Source organism: Psychrobacter sp. 1U1, assembly GCF_051847535.1.
GTDB classification, from domain to species: Bacteria; Pseudomonadota; Gammaproteobacteria; order Pseudomonadales; family Moraxellaceae; genus Psychrobacter; species Psychrobacter saeujeotis.
The window spans coordinates 142,042-160,455 of record NZ_JBPYDD010000003.1; the positions used below are offsets into that span (position 1 = coordinate 142,042).

The following is an 18,414-nucleotide window of genomic DNA, read 5'->3' on the forward strand; positions in this document are numbered from 1 at the left end:
CATAACAAACTAATTAACACCTAAATTGTTAGCTCATTAAGATCTGTAATCATATGCAGCACAAAAAGAAGCCTAACACTTGATGTTAAGCTTCTTTTTGAAAATATTGAAAAATTTTACCAGTTTGCCTTTATAAATTTAACAACTTGCCATGAACAATGACTCTGAAAGAGTTATCCGTTAAATAAAGTTACTAAGGATTTAACTCAGCAGGATCAGTAATCACATGCATTACCACAGTTTTGCGATCTTTACGTACGACTTGCATGGCCTCTGCAACTTGCTCTTCGACTCGCTCATCACTATTTACCGTAATACCATGAGCGCCAAAAGACTGCGCCATCAAAGCAAAATCAGGGTTTTGAAGCTGTGTACCTGACACACGATCCGGATAATGAGCCTCTTGATGCTGACGAATAGTACCAAATTGACCATTGTCCATAACAATAATTAAAATAGGAGCTTTATAACGTATCGAAGTAGATAATTCTGCCTCGTTCATCATAAACTCACCATCGCCAGTAACAACAACGGATAAACGCTCAGGAGACTCTAGGGCAGCAGCGATACCCGCCGGCACACTATAGCCCATTGCCCCATTCCTACTGCTTAACTGACTTGGAAACACCTTCGTTGGTAGAAATTTCTGCGCCCACAAACAATGATTGCCTGCACCGAAGCTATATACGGCATCTTCTGGAATAATTTTGACCAGCTCTTTCATCACCAAAGTCATACTGGCATACTTTTCATGACTATTAGAAGAAAGAGTGACTTCTGGGAAAGCGCTATCTTGACGCTGTTGTTTATGACAGTGGTTGAACCATGAAAGACGTGACTTAGCATCAAGTCCGTCGAATTTATATTCAGTAATTGCCTTTATAAAACTAATAGGACTTGCGGCAATATGAGAAGTGATAGCGCCGCTATGACCGCGTAAGCTGGTATCTAAATTGACAACATAATTGATTTGATCGAATGATTGACGCAAGGTGTAACCATCACTAGCCACATCGCCAAGCACAGTACCTATCGTCAACAACATATCCGCTGAATCCAGTAAGTCTGCACATCCATTTGCTCGACCATATCCTAGGTAACCTGCATGAGCGGACGAATCAAATGGGATCCTGTCAGAGGCTCGCCAATCATGTATGATGGGGATATAATTATCTTCGGCAAACTTAGTTAATTTTTGACATGTTTGAGCATCCCAATTTTGACCACCAACAAACACTAAAGGTTTTTTAGCCATAGACAGTGCATCAATTATTGATTGCAACTCTGATTGTGTAATTGCGCCTTGAGCGACAGGAATAACAGGGTGCTTCTGATTTTCAAATGGCTGCTGAATAATATCTTCAGGTAATCCAACTACAACAGGTCCTGGTCGACCTTCTAAAGCAGCATGAAATGCTTTGGCAACAATTTCTGATGCCCTAGAGACTTCGTCAAGAATGAAGACTCGTTTACATTGACTACCGAACCACTGTATCGGATCAAACTCTTGGAATGACTCACGCTGCCTATCAGCAACCGGTATAAGTCCGACAAATAATATCAGCGGCACACCATCTTGCCAAGCCGTATGAATGCCCGTATAAGCTTGCGCAGCGCCTGGGCCACGAGTCACCATGGCAATACCTGGCTTACCTGTAAATTTACCATGTGCATCAGCCATATAAGTACACGCAGCTTCGTGACGACAAACAATGGTCTGTATATCAGAGTTATACAGGCCATCAAGTACAGCTAAATAACTTTCTCCCGGCACTATAAAAGCTCGATCTACTCCGTGTTGTTTAAGGCTATTCACAATGGCTTGACCGCCATGTTTTAAATCACTCATTTTTTGCCCCCAAATTACTTCAAATAGTGTTAGCCATAACGTCATTATTTAAATTATGAATTGTCCAGCTATTCTATGAGTTCCCTTATTGGAATAATCATAGGACAATCACTCTAAGTACTAGTTATTGCTTCTGAGTATTAAACACTAATTGAGCAAATAATTTATTAGTTACTAAATATTACTACTGTTATCACTAGTCATTAACGAAACAACAATAACCAATAAGACTGAGATTGGGAAACCAATAAATATCGGATGCAAACCAAATGGATGTCCAAGTATTTGCCAAGTTACTGCGACGATTAACCCAACCCACATGGCAACTATGCCACCTAATCGAGTCGCCTTTTTCCAAAATAAGCCAGCAATGACTGGTGCTAATAAACTTGACACTAACATAGCTGCACCTGTCACCCATAAACCAACTAATTTCGGGATAGATAGCGCTAGTAATAAAGAAAAGATCGAAACTATCAGAACTGAAAGGCGACTATACTTTAATAAGCGACTATCAAGATCCGTGCTCTCCTGTAATCTTGGTTTAATGATATCGTTTATAATTGAAGAGGCACCAGCCATACAGAAAGAGTCGGCTGTTGATATAACAGTTGCAAGTAGGGCAATAATCATCACTACAATCATTGGAAAACTAAATACGTCTCCAATTACTATGTAATAAGTAAGACTAGAATCGATTTCTCCTAGGTTCAACCCAAAGCGGGCCATAACACCGATAGCAATAACCATAAAGGCGGTCAAAGCACCTAAAACAATAGCTATCCAATAGCCATTTCTAGCTATTTTAGCGCTGCCAGCAGCCCAAAATCTTTGCCACAAATCCTGTCTAAGGAACTGATAAGCCCCAATAGTTAATAGATAAACAAACACCTCAGAAGGCGAAATACCGAGTATACTTAAAAACTCACTTTGGTTAGCAAGTGCGGCTTGTTTAGATACTTCTTGCAAGCCACCAGAAGCCAAAATCACGACTACAAATAAGACAAAAATACCGACTGTCTGTATCGTTCCATGAAAAGCGTCTTGCCAAATCACGGACTTCATGCCACCGTAATAGGTCTTTAATGTAAGTAGAACCCAACTAATTAAAATACCAGTGGTTATATTTAGCCCCATTGTCAAATTAAGTATGGTGGCAATAGCGGCAAACTGCATTCCTGTCAACGCACAGTTTGCAACCAAAACACTTACAACTGTAGGGATTCTAGCGCCCTCACCAAATCTTAAGACAGTAAAGTCTGCAATCGTTACCATTTGATACTTCTCGCCAATTGCCCGAATTCTCTTTAAAAAGAACGCCAGCATCAGCACACCTGAAATGAAAATCGCAAAATTTAGCCATTGCTGCCCCATTCCATATAGAAAACCATTCTGCATGAAACCTAATAGCGTTGCACCACCGACCGCAGTACCTACAAATGTTAAGATAAGAGGAAAGATCGATACAGATCTTCCCGCAACATTATAATCGTCATATGTCTTAATACTTTTCTTATTAATATAAAACGATACACCAAATAAAAATAAGAAATATATAACTACTAAAGAACCTAAAATCAAACTTTCATTTGAACTATACATAATCAAATTCCCTATAGATTGTTGTATATCCTGTAGTAACAATCACTCCAATACCAATACCGAAACAACTGACTACTTTCAGAATGGAGGGAGGTTCTTATATTGAACATCCTTGTTATATTATTAAGTCGAGCAATTGTCCTAATAAATTTTTATATCGCTCACCCTCAAGCATTCATCGACAATGAACTATTATCAAAAAAACTTGCTTTCTGAATACTGTAGGGCGTAGGAACGTTACTGATTTATAGAGCGCCTCTATACTTTACGATCATGAAATACCTATTGAATGCCTTGCCCATGGTACCTATCAGTTTTCTATGATCGCTGTTTCTAATACCGCATGTAACAACACATTAGTGCCTGCAATCGCCCATTCAGAGGAAATCTCTTCATCTTCATTGTGCGATATACCATCCACGCAAGGGCACATAATCATTGCAGAAGGCGCTACATCTGCTATCCAAAAGGCATCATGTCCAGCACCAGAGCAAATATCAGTATTCGAGTAACCTAACTTACTAGTTGCATCACGAATTATCTTCACTAGTTTAGGGTCAAAGGCTACAGGATCTTTATGCCCTACTACCTCTATTGAACAGCCCACATCAAACTCTGATGATATTTGATGCACCTTAGCTTCTATCTGATTACATAACTTATCGAATTTATCTTGCGAAGCTGCCCTGATATCTATAGTAAATACCACTTTACTTGGAAGGACATTGCGAGAGTTTGGAGAAACGTCAATCTTACCCACTGACACTGCGGTATTGGGTTGATTGTCCATGACCAAATTATGGGTGACATGAATTATTTTGGCCATTGCCAAAGAAGCGTTTGATCTCATTGTCATGGGTGTCGAGCCCGTATGTGCAGCTTTACCTTTCAATGTCACTTCAAGAGCAGCCAGACCTTGACCATGCGTCACCACCCCTATCAACTTATCTTCTGCCTCTAAGATAGGGCCTTGTTCAATATGATATTCATAATAAGCATGTATTTTAGGCTTACCTACGGGCATATCGCCCAGCCAACCTGTACGTATTAACTCATCTTTTATACTAATACCGTCTGGATCTGTACAATTGTATGCGTATTCGAGATCATATTTACCGGCATAGACGCCTGATGCAATCATGGACGGTGCAAAACGTGAACCTTCTTCATTTGTCCAGTTTGCGACGACGATTGGGTGTTTAGTTTTAATGTTATGCTCATTAAGCGAACGCACAACTTCTAGTCCAGCTAAAACGCCTAAAATACCATCATATCTACCACCCGTAGGTTGCGTATCGAGATGAGAACCTATCATGATGGGTCGTGCACTTGGATCAGTACCCGCTCTAAAAGCGAACATAGAGCCAAGCTCATCAATTTTTACCACCATATTTTCAGCTTCACACCAATTCTTGAAAAGAGTACGACCTTCACTATCTTCATCTGTTAGCGCCTGTCTATTGCTGCCACCAGCAATACCTGGACCAATCTTGGCCATATCCATCAAAGATGCCCATAAGCGAGTCTCGTTGCCAATGATCTCAGCATTTTTTATCATTTTAGTCCGACCTTCATAGATTCTAATTTCGTTAGATAGCTCAATAAACAATCAATCACTGACTACAACTAGTCATTATCAATGATTTTTTCTGCAGTAAACCCAGAGAGGAAAGCTTGTAAGTTTTCATTGAGCTTTTCTATGCAATACCCTCCTTCGACCAGCACAATGACCGGTTTGTTTATTGCTTGGATTTTCTCTGCCAAAATTTTGAAGCCTTCAGTGCTAACATGACATTTGGCTTGTGGATCATCTTTATAAACATCAAACCCTAAAACATGAACAATAACGTCTGGGTCAAAGAGTTTTAGAGCGTCGATTGATTGATCGACGTAATGAAAAAATCCGGATTCATCTGTGCCATGTGGCATTGGAAAGTTGATGTTATATCCATAGCCCGCCCCTACACCTCGTTCGTGCTCATGACCTGCGACTACTGGATAAAAATTAATAGGACTGCCATGTACAGACGTATATAACACATCACTACGGTCGTAGAATAATTCCTGAATGCCCTGACCATGATGCATATCCGTATCTATGATGGCAATTTTTTGAAATTCCTGACGAAGATGTTCAGCGATGATGGCAGCATTATTTAGATAACAAAAACCACCTGCCGCGCTCTTGCGAGCATGATGCCCTGCAGGTCTGGTTAGACATATTTGTACCTTATTCTCATTAGAGTTTTGATGATCTGCATCATTCAATAAGCACTCAGCCGCGTTGAGAGCCGTTTGAGCTGACCAGTAAATAGAATCCCACGAATGCTCACCGATAGGGGCACTACCATCCGCTTGATATTTGGCGGCTTTTGCCAAAATACCTAAGCCATCATTATTATTTGGCATATAGATAGTAGTCTGGACCTCTTCACCCATGTCTTCGTCTACCGCTATCCACTCACTATAAGCGTTCTTCAAAAAATTCACGTACCCCAAATCGTGCACTGCTAAAATCGGGGCGATACCTATCTCTTTAGCCATCGTGATTTTCAAGTTTAGAGCTTCTGGTGCTTTTAGAAGCTCAGTCAAACGCTCAGGCTTTTCTTGCGGCTGACGCATTTTCCCTCGAGAAAAATAGCTTTTCGGATAATGAAGCATTTGATTTTCGTGGTTATAAATTTTCATTTTGAACGTTTCCTTGTTTCTAAATTACTTAAAAATTATATTAAAAATCCTAATACACTTACTAAAGTATATTTGGCTACACCCTATGGGAGATGGCTATATTTAATAGGTTTTACTTGTTTTTCTCTAATATATGTTGCTGAAAAGTCACAGTCAAACGTTATAAATTAATAGCATATATAAGCACAGCTAATATCTGTAAAGTTAATTTCATAAGAAACTGATTGATTAAAATTACAATTGAACTTGTAATTAGAGATTAAAAAAAAGAATATATGTGAAAGCATCCAAACGTCATTAGTGTGTTGTATGAAAAGATGCTGTTTGAGCTATGCTGAAGAAACTTTACAATTAAAATTGCTAAACTAAGCGTATTAACCGGAGTTTGTCATGACAAAAAAATCAGAACATAAAATGGCAAATTTAAAGCCAAGGCTGTCAAGAAGATAGCCATATCGGAAAAGAATAAACGCCAATTTATAATATTCGAAGAGGAACGAGGGATATTAGAGGATAAAGCGAAGCACTGTTTCGCCCTGATGCAAGACAAAAACTATGCTCGTAGTGTGATTAGCATTAAAAAAGTTTGGTCTATAGATCACCAAGCAAGTTATGGTCTGACTTTTACCATCAAGCTGCGTAACTAAAATATCCCAGGTTTAACTGTACGGATTTGATAGCGGAGGTCAGACAATTTGAAAAAAGTAGCATTTACACTATCATTTTAATCACTTACGGTATTATTATTATCTGAACTTATAAAAGCATTATTTATCATTAACTTAACGTATTAATTTGAATTCTGGTGGGCGCACCAATCATTTATTTAAAACAATGTATTTAGACATAACCTCGCATTACCTCAAGCCCTTTAAGCATTATCACACCTGGCTCTCAGTTTACTTACTAATTAACACCTCTTTTAAGCCGCCCAAAGCTGTCTTGTGTCTTTGACAGACTAAGTCTCTAAGAGCGATTGGGTGACTCACAACTGTATTATGTAGATAAAAAAAATAGTTATGTAGACAAAGAAGCAGCCCCTCTATATTTTGACCACATAGCGACCAACTGACTGTCCCTCTAGCATCAACTGATAAATTGCTTTGATATCTTCGAGCGCAATTTCATTAGTGATACTTGCTAGTGTCTCTACCTTCCATTCATCAGCGAGTTTATTCCAAGCCGCTTGCTTCTTGTCAAGCTTGCACTCGACAGAATCAATACCGATTAATCTGACACCTCGTAAAATAAATGGGAATACGTTGGTATTTAATTCATGTGAAGCGGTCAATCCACAGCACGTTGCGACACCATCGTATTTTATATACTTCAAAGCATTAGCTAAGATGTCACCGCCGACTGTATCAACCACCCCAGCATATCTCTCAGCCATCATTGTCTTTTTGGCGTCCTCATTAAAGGCTTGTCTGAGGATAACTTCTGTGGCACCAATTTGTTTTAAGTACTCAATTTGTGTCTCTTTTCCTGACACCGTAACGACGCTAAAGCCAATCTTACTAAGTATTGAGACGGCTATAGAACCGACGCCGCCTGTTGCTCCAGTGACTAAAACCTCTCCATCTTCAGGCTTGACACCATTATTTATCAGCTCATTAACGCTCAAAGCTGCAGTCAGTCCTGCCGTACCAAAAGTCATGATGTCTTTATCAGTTATTCCCATAGGTACTCTTGCAACCCATGAGGCCGGCACTTTGACAAATTGAGCGTGACCGCCATCGGTATTCATGCCTAAATCATAACCCGTCACTAGCACTTTTTCGCCAACAGTAAAGGCGTCAGAAGTCGTTTCATGTACCACGCCTGCCACATCGATACCTGTGATATGTGGGAATTTTCTGGTCACACCAGGATTACCTATAGAGCTTAAGGCATCCTTATAGTTTAAGGAGGAATAAGTGGCCTTTATAACCACATCATCTTCGCCGCATTGAGGTACAGGCACCTCTTGTATGCTGCTTGAGAATGTTTTATCTTCGCTCTTTTCTACGACAAATGCTTTCATAATATGACACCAATTGGTTAAGTGGCTACTATCATAACGCTGGCTTATTGCATAATAAACAGGGTAATATTTGATACATTATCAAATAGGAATTGAAAATATGTTGTTATCCGACCTTGAAGTTATTCTAAAAATCTCTGAACACCGCAGTATCACTGCTGCGGCAGCGCATCTGGACATGCGTGTGGCCACGGCTAGCGCGGCACTGAAACGGGTGGAAAAAGCATTGGGTGCTGAGATATTTATCCGAACAACGCGGCAGTTACGGCTATCGAGTGCAGGAGAGCGCTATATACCAGAATGCGAAAAAGCTCTATTACTGCTTGAACAAGCGAAACAAAATATAAAAGAAGACCTTAACGTTATTGATGGGGAGTTACGAATCACCCTACCTTCTGATCTAGGACGAAATGTTGTCACGCCGTGGCTTGATGAGTTATTAGACAAACACCCAAATTTAAGCTTGAGAGTGAACTTAAGTGATAGTCAGATCGACTTTTATCGCGACTCTGTAGATATGGCGTTACGCTATGGCTCACCCAAAGATGCTGGACTTTATGGCTTTAAGATATGTGATACGCAAGGCTTACTTTGTGCGTCACCTGAGTATCTAGAACAATATGGCACACCTCAACACCCGCATGAGCTGCCAGCGCACAATGCCCTGTTTTATCAGCTGTACGATAAGACCCACGATGTTTGGGAATTCACCAAAGACAAGCAGACGTATAAAGTAAAAATGAATGGCAACCGAGCATCTAATGATGGCGATTTAGTTAAGCATTGGTGTATTGAAGGCAAAGGGCTTGCGGTAAAGTCTTGTTTGGATCTATCTAACGATATATTAGCAGGCCGACTGATACCTATCATGACTGACTATCAAGCAAAGCAAAATGAGCTTTGGCTAATTTGCCCAAGCAGGCAGTCGATAACACCTGCAGTAAGATTGCTTAGAGATACTCTAAGAGAGAAATGTACTGAGCTGATAGACCGCTTAGCTTTATAATTTTTACTACTTTATAAGATCGTTCATGTCTTATTCTGCTTCTTTTCAGCGCATCAACCCCTAGCAGGCTTATCTTCAGCTCCGCGTAATTCCAATCCTAAAAAGCATGTCGCTAGCTTTTCGACTACTCTAGCGCATGACCTCTACTGTCATATCCTGACCAACAAACTTGAGTGTTTTAGTTATCTTCTCTAGCGATAAGCATAAAATCACACCTGTTTTAGCAAAATATAGCTAAATCCAATGTGTTCCAAAATTCGTCCACATATCAAAAACAATTATGGATATTACAGTTATATTAATATATTATTTTATATATAGTTGTTTAATATATCGTTATTTCAGCAAACGACGGTTTTGATTTTGATTAAGCAGACCGATTCATTGAGCTGATTCGTTAAGTTTCGGCGTAACGATTGTTTAGCCACAGCGATCATCTAAGGGTAACGGTCAGTCATCTTTTAACAATTTGAGGATAATATTATGAAACTACTTTTTAGTAATTCGCTTTATCTAACAAGCCCCAAAGATGGCTCATCTACTGCCAAGCAACACCCTAATCAAGATCCGCGCACCTCGTTAAAGGCAAAGGGTCTAAAACCGTTTAATCGTCGTCAGTTTATTGGGGCAAGCTTGGCCACAGGCGCTGTCATGAGTGGCATGACGATGACGGGATGCTCTACCTTGCCCACTCATCAAGACAATCCCAATATCGTAATTGTGGGTGCAGGTGTGGCAGGATTGGGCGTTGCCAACAGACTCAGCCGTCAGTTACCTAATGCCACGTTAACCATCTTAGACAGCCGCAAAGTTCATTATTATCAGCCAGGCTACACCTTGCTCGCCACTGGGGTTTGGAGCAGTACGGACAAGGTCACTGACGACAATGCTAACTTGATGCCTACAGATATCAATTGGGTACAAGAAAATGCCCGTGAGTTTTTACCTGATAATAATCAAGTGGTGACCGATAGTGGCACAATCCTAGACTATGATTATCTGGTGATTGCAACTGGACTTCGGCTGGGTTATGAGCAAATTGAAGGGCTCAGTCTTGATGACTTGGGAACGGATGGTATCGGTAGCGTCTATGCCAGTCCAGAGACTGCCCTAAAGACATGGCAGCAGATGGATATCTTTCGCCAGACAGGTGGACGCGCGGTGATGACTTTGGCACATACCGATATGAAATGCGCGGGTGCGCCACTAAAAATGACCTTTATGCTACACGATAGACTTATGCAGACAGGCACTCGCCACGATAGTGATATTGAGTTTTTTAGCCCTCATAAGACCGTCTTTAGCGTGCCTATTGTCAATGACAACATATTGTCACGCTGGGCATCGTATGATCCGCCGATAAAGGTTAACTTTGAGCAGCGCCTAACAGCGATCGATAAAGGTAGCAAAACAGCTATTTTTACGGACAAAAACGGCGACCGAAACCAGCAAGATTACGACTTTATTCATGTGGTTCCCCCTATGTTTGCAGTCGATAGCGTACTCAATAGCCCACTAGCAAATGAGATAGGCTGGCTTGATGTCGATAAATATACGCTACAGCATAAGCAGTATGACAATGTCTTTGGCGCAGGCGATATCAATGGTACGCCAAAAGGTAAGACGGCCGCCACCGTCAAGCTCTCTGCACCGATAGTGACGACGAATCTTATCGACGCGATACAAGGGCGCGCACCCAGCCAAAAGTTCAATGGCTATACATCGTGCCCACTGCTCATAAAAGAAGGTGAAGCGATGCTGGTTGAGTTCGACTATGACAATAACTTAACCCCTAGCGTGCCTCTAGTAGACCCATTACAAGAGAGCTACTTTGCTTGGTTTTTAGAGGAGATGATGCTAAAACCTGCGTATATGGCGGTCGCTAAAGGTCAGGTTTAGCGTTCTATAGAGTCAATTTTAGTGACGTATAGTCGCTTTACTTTCTGAATCAAAATTGAGGAGCACATGCTATGTTACTGCTAAACCAAGCGTTTATGATGTTATGGGAGGCGATACTAGAGAACGCTACCTTGGTGATCATGTTATTACTCGTGTTACTTGTGGCGTGGGGCTACTGGGTCATCAAAGGTCGGCATAAAAAACTGGCGTATCGGGTCGCTGGTGTGCTATCGGCTATCGTCGCTGTCATTGGCTTTTTTGTATTGCCGATGCTGTTTAAAGCCAGCTTGGCAGATCTGAATTATTGGGTAGATTGGGCGTTTCATCTTACGATGGTAGTGGCATTATTAGTTTATGCTTATTTGGTGTTGCTGCCGCTTATGACAGGATTGATAGGCGCTGAGCATCGCGCCTAAGCCTCATTCAATATAGCAACGCCTTTAACCTTGAGGGCTTTGAGTCATCTGACGACAGTAGCCTGCTAGGTTCTCTGGTAAATCCTCTGGACAGACACCGCATTGCTGATTGCCAGGTACCGCGTGATCAATGAATTTTGGATACGGCAGGTTCAAGTTATTCATGATATCTCGAAACGCCTCAATAGATATATCTCCGCCAAGCCGTGGATTACGCTTTTTTTCTTGTGCGATTGAGGAGACAAAGCGCTCTTTGTAATCATGGGCAGGATAAACTAAAGTCTCATCAGGCAAAGCAAACAGCTTGTTGCGCACAGAGTCATACAAGGCATCAGCATCACCGTTTTGGAAGTCCGTACGACCGCAACCTTCAATCAATAAAGCATCTCCTGTGAATACCCGCCCATCAAATAGATAAGCAAAATGCCCAGCGGTATGCCCTGGCGTATGTAGAGGGTCTATAGTGATGCCAGCTACTGTTAAGGGGACACCCTCCTCTAGACCGACATCAGCACACTCCAACCGATCATAAGCTGGCGCTGCAATCTGACTGCCAACGGCGCGCTTCATCTCTAATGCAGCGGTAATATGGTCAGCATGAATATGCGTGTCAACAGTGTATGCCAGCTTTAAGCCCAGCTTGTGCAGTTCGGCCAAATCTCGATCCATAGTGGCAATAACCGGATCAATTAAAATTGCCTCCCCTGTGTCCTCATCCCCTATTAAATAGGTATAAGTGCTCGAGAGAGGCTCGTACAATTGCCGAAAAATCATAACGCTTCCTTATTTGTTATAGACTCAATATATATGGTATCTATATATTATATTACAGTATAGTATAGTATTTTTATATAACGCTACACAATAGATAACGTATGTTGATTCTAACTGCATAGAGTCGTATAGCGCTTATTTAACGTCTACATAAGGACATTAACGGTCGCTAAAGCTAACAAGTCATCTAAGCGAGCAATGGAAACTGATAAATACCTGCATATATTAAAGTACCAATCAGCACACTAACGATACTAAACCCAACCAAATAGACCTGCTTGTTTGACCAAGGTGTTTGCCAGTTAATTTTATCTTTAGTAGTCAACCATTCCGTCACGCTGATCGCCACTAGTAGCCATAAGCTGCCGACCAAATAGCCGCCTAATACATCGCTCAAATAGTGCTCATTTAGTAGTATTCGACTTAGTCCTATCAGCACGGTTAACAAGGCAGTTGCCATAACGATGCGCACTTGTGTCGCAAAGTGTTGGCTAAAGCGAATAGCGGTGTACGCGATAAACCCATAGAGAGCAATGGTAATAGTAGCGTGTCCACTGGGAAAAGAGTACGTGCTCTCGTACAATAAGATATCCATAGGACGGGCGCGCTCAAAGATCATTTTACTTAAAAAGGTAAATGCCGTACTACCGATGACGGCTATTAGTAAGCCTATGATAATATAACGTTGGCGCACAACCCAGCATGTGATAGCCGTCAATAACACCACTAAAATGGTAATCGGCGTAGAGGCTAAGCTGGTAATTAAAATAAAAAAATGTATGACGCCAGCTTCATTTAACAAGCTCATCTGCTGCGAGACCAAGAGATCGAGCGCGACTATAGCGTCGGAGGTAACCACATCTTCAACCAATCCCACGAATACCGCTGCTATATAGACCATCAGCAAGAACAAGATAGTCAGTGGCAAGCCATAAAAATGTTCAACGTGTAGTCGCTGCCAAAAAAACTGATAAAGCTTTGGCTGGCTATTTTTTAAGTGAATCAGTCGCTTATCCACGCCAAAATACTGCTCAAACTTGCGCCAATATCTCTTGGCTAGTATAAAGACGGGTTTGCCATAGCGAATGACAACATATTGCAATGCCCATAAAACTACGATAACGACTAATAGTAGAATACTTAATAAAAATAGCGGCGGCTGGGTTTGTAGAACAGTAATCACACCTAGCCCTCAAGAGTTTGTGGTCATAGTGCTAGGAGATAAAATCGCTGCTAGCGGCTCAGCGCTTAGTAGCCCTTCGCGTCTGACCAGCTCTGCCACGCCTAAGCCACTGTCCAAAGCTAGGCCTGCGATACGGCTAGCATTATCATAACCAATATGGGGTACAAGGGCGGTGACGATACCGATGCTTCTCTCGGCATACCGCGCGCAGTGCTCCTCATTCGCTGTAATGCTGTGAATACTATGTTCGTCCTCAATCAGCTCTATACATACGCGCGTAAATGGATCGTGGCTGGCTGATTTTTTTATTGTTATCATAGTTATGATCCTAGTTGTAATCTTTATCGGTGCTAAAACTGTCGTACTACTATTGGGTGAATTAAATGGAGGGTGCTTTTCAGCCCATTCTCATAAAACGTACTTACCATACTATGAGCTAGGATAAAGGTTTTCTAATCTTTATCCTAGCTCATGAAAAAATTCATAGCAAAAACCCCCCTATAAGTATTCACTTACAGAGGTTATTTTATGCTTTACCATCAGGGCCATTTATTTAGTATGGCAAGCTATGCTAATTTTATAGGTTAAACGGCTCTTGATTGAGCGCCAAGTCAGCGTAGCTATATTAAGTCAGACACAGATGTCATCTACGACACTACGTTTGATGGCCACCGCTTGATTATGTCTATTGTCTGACACTTTTAACCACCTGCTACTGGCGTGATGAATACTACGTTATCACCTTCATGTATCTCATCTGTCCACTTAGCAAAATAGTCATTTACTGCCACTCTTAGATCAGACTGCGGAAGATCAAAACGGTGCTTTTGACAAAGCGTCTCGTACAGCTTAGTTAATGATATTGATGGTGGCACTTGTATTTTTTCTTCATTACATCTGGCTTTATCAGCTAGACTGGCAAAATATAAAACATTAATATTTATTAAACTATCTGTGTCCATGTTTTTAGCGATAACGCCCATTGCTGTTATCCTCTTATTTAATAAACCAGGTTACTGTTGGGGTAGGTCATCAACTAAAACACGTACATTTTATAGACTAAAAACCTAGTCACTAAGAACCTAGTCTAGGTATGCTTATAAAAGGATGACAAAACAGGATCAGGTCATGAGTACGGTTGAGTAATACTGTATTTTTTGGTCATCTCAGTAGATTTAGCCATGACTAGGATTTACTCGCATGAAGTGCGGCACAAAGTTGCAAGGACGCGTACGGCTATCAAATTGCTCTTGTAATATCTCCTCCCAACCAGTGCGGCAGGCTCCTGTCGATCCTGGCAGACAAAAGATACCCGTACCATTGGCCATGCCAGCCACTGCTCGCGATTGTACTGTTGACATACCGATATCGTCTTTTGAGATTAGACGGAACATCTCACCAAAGCCGTCGATAGCTTTATCAAACAACACCCCTACCGCCTCCGGCATACTGTCTCTAATATAAAAGCCCGTGCCACCAGTAGTAATTACTGCATGCACTTCAGGATCTGCTATCCAGCGACTAATTACCGCCCTGATTTGATAGATATCATCTTTAATCAGCTTACGGTCCGCCAAATGATGACCTGCGGTGGTTAGCTGATCGACCAAACATTGTCCTGAGCTATCTTGAGCGATGGTGCGACTATCGGAGACTGTCAAAATAGCGATATTAAGAGGGATAAAGTCAGCGGCAGGCTTACTCATGGATATTCCTTAATAGTTATTTGGTTGTTATAAAATTAGTGATGAAGAATTTTAACCACCAATCATCGACAAGTTATGCATCATGCCACTATTGGCATCGTGCAAATGATGGTGCTCAGGCTTAATCGGCATAAAGCTATATAAGGTGTTGATGAGCCCTTCGACATCATCACCTTTTAGATGCTCACGAATATCGTAATTGCCTTGATCAAAGAGACATAAATGTACCTTGCCCTGAGAGCTTACACGCAGACGATTACAGCTATCACAAAAGTGTGCAGCATAGGGAGCAATCATACCAATGCGTCCTAGGTAGTCTGGGTGACTGTATTCGATAGCGGGGCCATCTGCATGACCGCGCGCGTGTGGCTGCCAACCGTGGCTAATCAGATAATTGGTAATCAGCTCGGACTGGGCGTGTTGAGCGAAGAATAATTCGCTGTTATCACTGGTCTGCATAAACTCAATAAAGCGATAAGTGACTGGGCGCTGTTTGATATAGTCGATGGCATTAATAAGATTTTCATAGGCGGTTTCGGCCATCAAAATACTATTTATCTTTAGTTTAATATCAGTAGTGGCCAATAGCTCATCCATATCAGCCATCAATTGCGGTAGCATATTAAACCCTGTCACCTTATGAAAAACATCAGGCTCAAAACTATCCATACTGATATTAATCTGGTTCAGCCCAGCAGCTTGCCAACTCGCTAAATGCTTGCCAAGTTTATAGCCATTGCTCGTCATCGCGACCATCTCAATACCGGGAGTTTGTTTGATGGTCTTAATGATATCGACGACATCGCGGCGAATAGAGGGCTCGCCGCCGGTAATCCTCACTTTGGTCGTACCTACTTGCGCAAACCCACGCACTAGCGTTGCAATTTCAGCGACTGTCAATTCATCTTCAGGAGGCCTACCTTGGTAACCATCGGGCAAGCAATACTCACAGCGAAAGTTGCAAAAGTCAGTAATAGACAAACGCAGATATGTCAGCTCCCGAGCAAAACTATCCGTCAGCGGTCGTTGGGGTTCGCTACGATTAAAAAGCGCTGTAGACGCTACAGCAGTAGCTGCTGATGGTATGGACAATGCTTTATGATCAGCAGTAAAGGCGGCGTCTTTACTGGGATAATAGCGTTGCACGTTCCCTAAAGTGGGGGCAAGATGGGTCATATCAGTATACCGTTAATAAGGATAAATGGTTGGCTCTAAGCATCGCCTCAGGTTATGAATGGAAAAATAATAGTGAATCGCTATTATGACAAAAAACGATTACCGACGAAATAACCCTAAATGATCTCACCTCTACCCCTTAAGGAGTAGAAACTAGATTACTTAGGGTTCATGAGACGCTATAAAGTTTTTATGGGAAGTATAGAAAAACAGTACAAAGGCCACTACCCTCGAAAGATGTTTTCTTGCTCCAGACTCATCTCAATACCTTCTATATTGGCCTCATTGGCTAAAGTAAACAGATAATCGCACAATGCTTGGTGAAAGGCTTGTTGGCTAAGCTTATTGTGAATGGCGGGACTGACTTGCTCATAAGTCATTTGAATGCCCGGCTGCTTATCTAGCACCTCAACAATATGAAAACCATATCGGCTTTCAATAGGGCTGGGTGCCAATCCTTTATCTAGTTTAAAGAGATGACTTTCAAACTCGGGCACGGTTTGTCCTTTATCAATCACGCCAAGCTCGCCGCCCTGCTCTCTTGAGGGGCAAGCAGAATACTGACGAGCCAGTTCAATAAACTGTGCACTAGGATTGGCATCGTTGTTAATTTGCTTAATCAGCTCATAAGCATTCTTTTTTAGTTTTAGACGTTCATCGCCGTCATCAGGGGCGCACGCTAACAAAATATGCCGCACCGACATAATAGGATCGGTCTTAAAGTCAGTGATATTTTGCTGATAATAACGCTCACAAGTGGCGGTATCCGCAATAGTGGCTTGCACATTTTTATCAATTAAATTAGAGATAGCCTGCTCTTCATCTTGCTTCCAAGCAGAGATGCCAAGACTTGGCTCAGCTAGTACTGCTAGGCGCAACAGCTCGCGCACGACCAAAGCTTGCGTCGCCAAAAACACCGCGTCTTCTTTATTAGCGGCCGGATGATACTGTAGCTCTTGCGCAATATCAGTGCGATCAATCATTACCCCGTTGACGGTGACAGAGGGTAGCTCATCTCGGCTAGAAGCAATTAGGTTTTTGTGGTTACTACGCTCCTCACTCATCGCTCGTTCGATAAACTCTTGATCCGAATGCGGTTTTTTCAGGTCTGCTGTCGTTGGCATGATACGGATAATATCCTCGTTATTCTCCATAGCAGCATTCGGGGCTTTAGACTCGTTATTTACGTGGTGGCTTGGGTGATAAGTATTGACAGTCATCATTGTTGCTCCGCTCAGTATTCGTATGTAGAAATTTTAGATATCGTTGCATCATTTTATAATTACTAGCCCACTCGCGACTAGCAATCAAAGCTTTTTTTAACATCACTTTAAGCCAGTTATTAGCCTAAAATGACCACTATCTTATTGTGATTTTTTCTGTCTGACGATCTGATAACGACGGCCAAAGTACCATACCGGCGCACTGATAATATGAATCAAGCGCGTGAATGGGAAGATCATAATCAAGGTAATCCCAAGTGCCATGTGCAGCTGATAAATCAGATCCGCCTGCTCAATACGCGCCGCGGCTTGCAGTGGTCTTAGCACGGTAATGTCCTGCGCCCAGCCAGCGAAGTTGAGCATGGTTAAACCATCTAAATGCTGCGCTGAGGTAAAGATGGTGATCATCCCTAACGTCAATTGGATAAATAACAGAACCAGTACCAGCTTGTCGGAGAAATTTGAGGTGTTAGAGATGCGATCATCAGTGAAGCGGCGCCACATCAGCATCACCAGCCCCACCCAGCAAAACGCGCCTGCGATACCGCCGACCACGACCGCTAAGATTTGCTTATTGCCGGCGCTGATAAAGCGATCATAAAAAATATGCGGCGTGAGTAGACCGAAAAAATGTCCCAGCAGTACAATGATGATACCGACATGGAATAGATTGCTTGCCCAGCGCATGTTTTTAGATCTGAGCATCTGCGAGGAGCCCGTCTTCCATGAGTACTGCGACAAATCAAAGCGTACCCAAGTGCCAACGATAGCAACCGCTAGCGCAATATAGGGATACACCCCAAAAAGGAATATTTGCAGCCAATTTAGGCTGGCTAAAGCTTGTATACTAGGCGCTCCAAGATTCATGT

16 protein-coding genes are annotated in these 18,414 nt (G+C 42.0%); 3 read left to right on the forward strand and 13 right to left on the reverse strand.

What is annotated here, in order from left to right; genetic code table 11:
* Nucleotides 1-193: 193 nt before the first annotated feature.
* The 5 genes from ACS8FB_RS05120 to ACS8FB_RS05140 form a co-directional block, all read right to left on the reverse strand.
* Entirely contained in the window at nucleotides 194-1,849 is a 1,656-nt protein-coding gene (locus ACS8FB_RS05120) for a thiamine pyrophosphate-dependent enzyme (protein ID WP_439261373.1), read from the reverse strand.
* A gap of 174 nt (nucleotides 1,850-2,023) precedes the next feature.
* Nucleotides 2,024-3,451 carry a sodium:solute symporter family protein gene (locus ACS8FB_RS05125; RefSeq protein WP_439261374.1) on the reverse strand — a complete coding sequence of 476 codons (1,428 nt, stop codon included), beginning with the start codon at nucleotides 3,449-3,451 and terminating at the stop codon, nucleotides 2,024-2,026.
* Between the two features lie 310 nt (nucleotides 3,452-3,761).
* Nucleotides 3,762-5,009, reverse strand: coding sequence for a Zn-dependent hydrolase (locus tag ACS8FB_RS05130; protein ID WP_439261375.1), 1,248 nt, complete (start codon nucleotides 5,007-5,009; stop codon nucleotides 3,762-3,764).
* A gap of 68 nt (nucleotides 5,010-5,077) precedes the next feature.
* Nucleotides 5,078-6,139, reverse strand: coding sequence for a histone deacetylase family protein (locus tag ACS8FB_RS05135; RefSeq protein ID WP_439261376.1), 1,062 nt, complete (start codon nucleotides 6,137-6,139; stop codon nucleotides 5,078-5,080).
* Nucleotides 6,140-7,181: 1,042 nt separating this feature from the next.
* Nucleotides 7,182-8,162 carry a YhdH/YhfP family quinone oxidoreductase gene (locus ACS8FB_RS05140; RefSeq protein ID WP_439261377.1) on the reverse strand — a complete coding sequence of 327 codons (981 nt, stop codon included), beginning with the start codon at nucleotides 8,160-8,162 and terminating at the stop codon, nucleotides 7,182-7,184.
* Between the two features lie 100 nt (nucleotides 8,163-8,262).
* Between ACS8FB_RS05140 and ACS8FB_RS05145 the strand changes: the two genes are divergently transcribed.
* The 3 genes from ACS8FB_RS05145 (at nucleotide 8,263) to ACS8FB_RS05155 (ending at nucleotide 11,483) form a co-directional block, all read left to right on the forward strand.
* Nucleotides 8,263-9,168 (forward strand): LysR family transcriptional regulator, encoded by a 906-nt coding sequence (locus ACS8FB_RS05145; protein ID WP_439261378.1) that lies wholly within the window; start codon nucleotides 8,263-8,265, stop codon nucleotides 9,166-9,168.
* 483 nt (nucleotides 9,169-9,651) lie between these two features.
* Nucleotides 9,652-11,067 carry an NAD(P)/FAD-dependent oxidoreductase gene (locus tag ACS8FB_RS05150; protein WP_439261379.1) on the forward strand — a complete coding sequence of 472 codons (1,416 nt, stop codon included), beginning with the start codon at nucleotides 9,652-9,654 and terminating at the stop codon, nucleotides 11,065-11,067.
* A gap of 71 nt (nucleotides 11,068-11,138) precedes the next feature.
* The gene (locus tag ACS8FB_RS05155; RefSeq protein WP_439261380.1) at nucleotides 11,139-11,483 is read left to right on the forward strand and encodes a hypothetical protein; all 345 of its coding nucleotides are present in this window, start codon (nucleotides 11,139-11,141) and stop codon (nucleotides 11,481-11,483) included.
* Nucleotides 11,484-11,507: 24 nt separating this feature from the next.
* On the opposite strand, the gene ACS8FB_RS05160 is transcribed toward ACS8FB_RS05155, so the two are convergent.
* The 8 genes from ACS8FB_RS05160 to narI all read right to left on the reverse strand — a co-directional run bounded on the left by ACS8FB_RS05160 (nucleotide 11,508) and on the right by narI (nucleotide 18,412).
* Entirely contained in the window at nucleotides 11,508-12,257 is a 750-nt protein-coding gene (locus ACS8FB_RS05160) for an MBL fold metallo-hydrolase (protein ID WP_439261381.1), read from the reverse strand.
* Between the two features lie 187 nt (nucleotides 12,258-12,444).
* Nucleotides 12,445-13,440 (reverse strand): phosphatase PAP2 family protein, encoded by a 996-nt coding sequence (locus ACS8FB_RS05165; protein WP_439261382.1) that lies wholly within the window; start codon nucleotides 13,438-13,440, stop codon nucleotides 12,445-12,447.
* Between the two features lie 9 nt (nucleotides 13,441-13,449).
* Entirely contained in the window at nucleotides 13,450-13,758 is a 309-nt protein-coding gene (locus tag ACS8FB_RS05170; RefSeq protein ID WP_439261383.1) for a hypothetical protein, read from the reverse strand.
* A 383-nt stretch (nucleotides 13,759-14,141) separates the two neighbouring features.
* Nucleotides 14,142-14,423: a MoaD/ThiS family protein gene (locus ACS8FB_RS05175; RefSeq protein WP_439261384.1), complete on the reverse strand. Its 282-nt coding sequence runs from the start codon at nucleotides 14,421-14,423 to the stop codon at nucleotides 14,142-14,144.
* A 192-nt stretch (nucleotides 14,424-14,615) separates the two neighbouring features.
* On the reverse strand, nucleotides 14,616-15,146 hold the full coding sequence (gene moaB / locus ACS8FB_RS05180) for a molybdenum cofactor biosynthesis protein B (RefSeq protein WP_439261385.1): 531 nt from the start codon (nucleotides 15,144-15,146) through the stop codon (nucleotides 14,616-14,618).
* Between the two features lie 51 nt (nucleotides 15,147-15,197).
* Nucleotides 15,198-16,322 carry a GTP 3',8-cyclase MoaA gene (gene moaA, locus ACS8FB_RS05185; RefSeq protein ID WP_439261386.1) on the reverse strand — a complete coding sequence of 375 codons (1,125 nt, stop codon included), beginning with the start codon at nucleotides 16,320-16,322 and terminating at the stop codon, nucleotides 15,198-15,200.
* A 224-nt stretch (nucleotides 16,323-16,546) separates the two neighbouring features.
* Complete coding sequence (locus ACS8FB_RS05190) at nucleotides 16,547-17,542, reverse strand: peptidylprolyl isomerase (RefSeq protein ID WP_439261629.1); 996 nt, start codon at nucleotides 17,540-17,542, stop codon at nucleotides 16,547-16,549.
* Nucleotides 17,543-17,686: 144 nt separating this feature from the next.
* Nucleotides 17,687-18,412, reverse strand: a complete 726-nt coding sequence (gene narI, locus ACS8FB_RS05195; protein WP_439261387.1) for a respiratory nitrate reductase subunit gamma — start codon at nucleotides 18,410-18,412, stop codon at nucleotides 17,687-17,689.
* Nucleotides 18,413-18,414 lie beyond the last annotated feature (2 nt).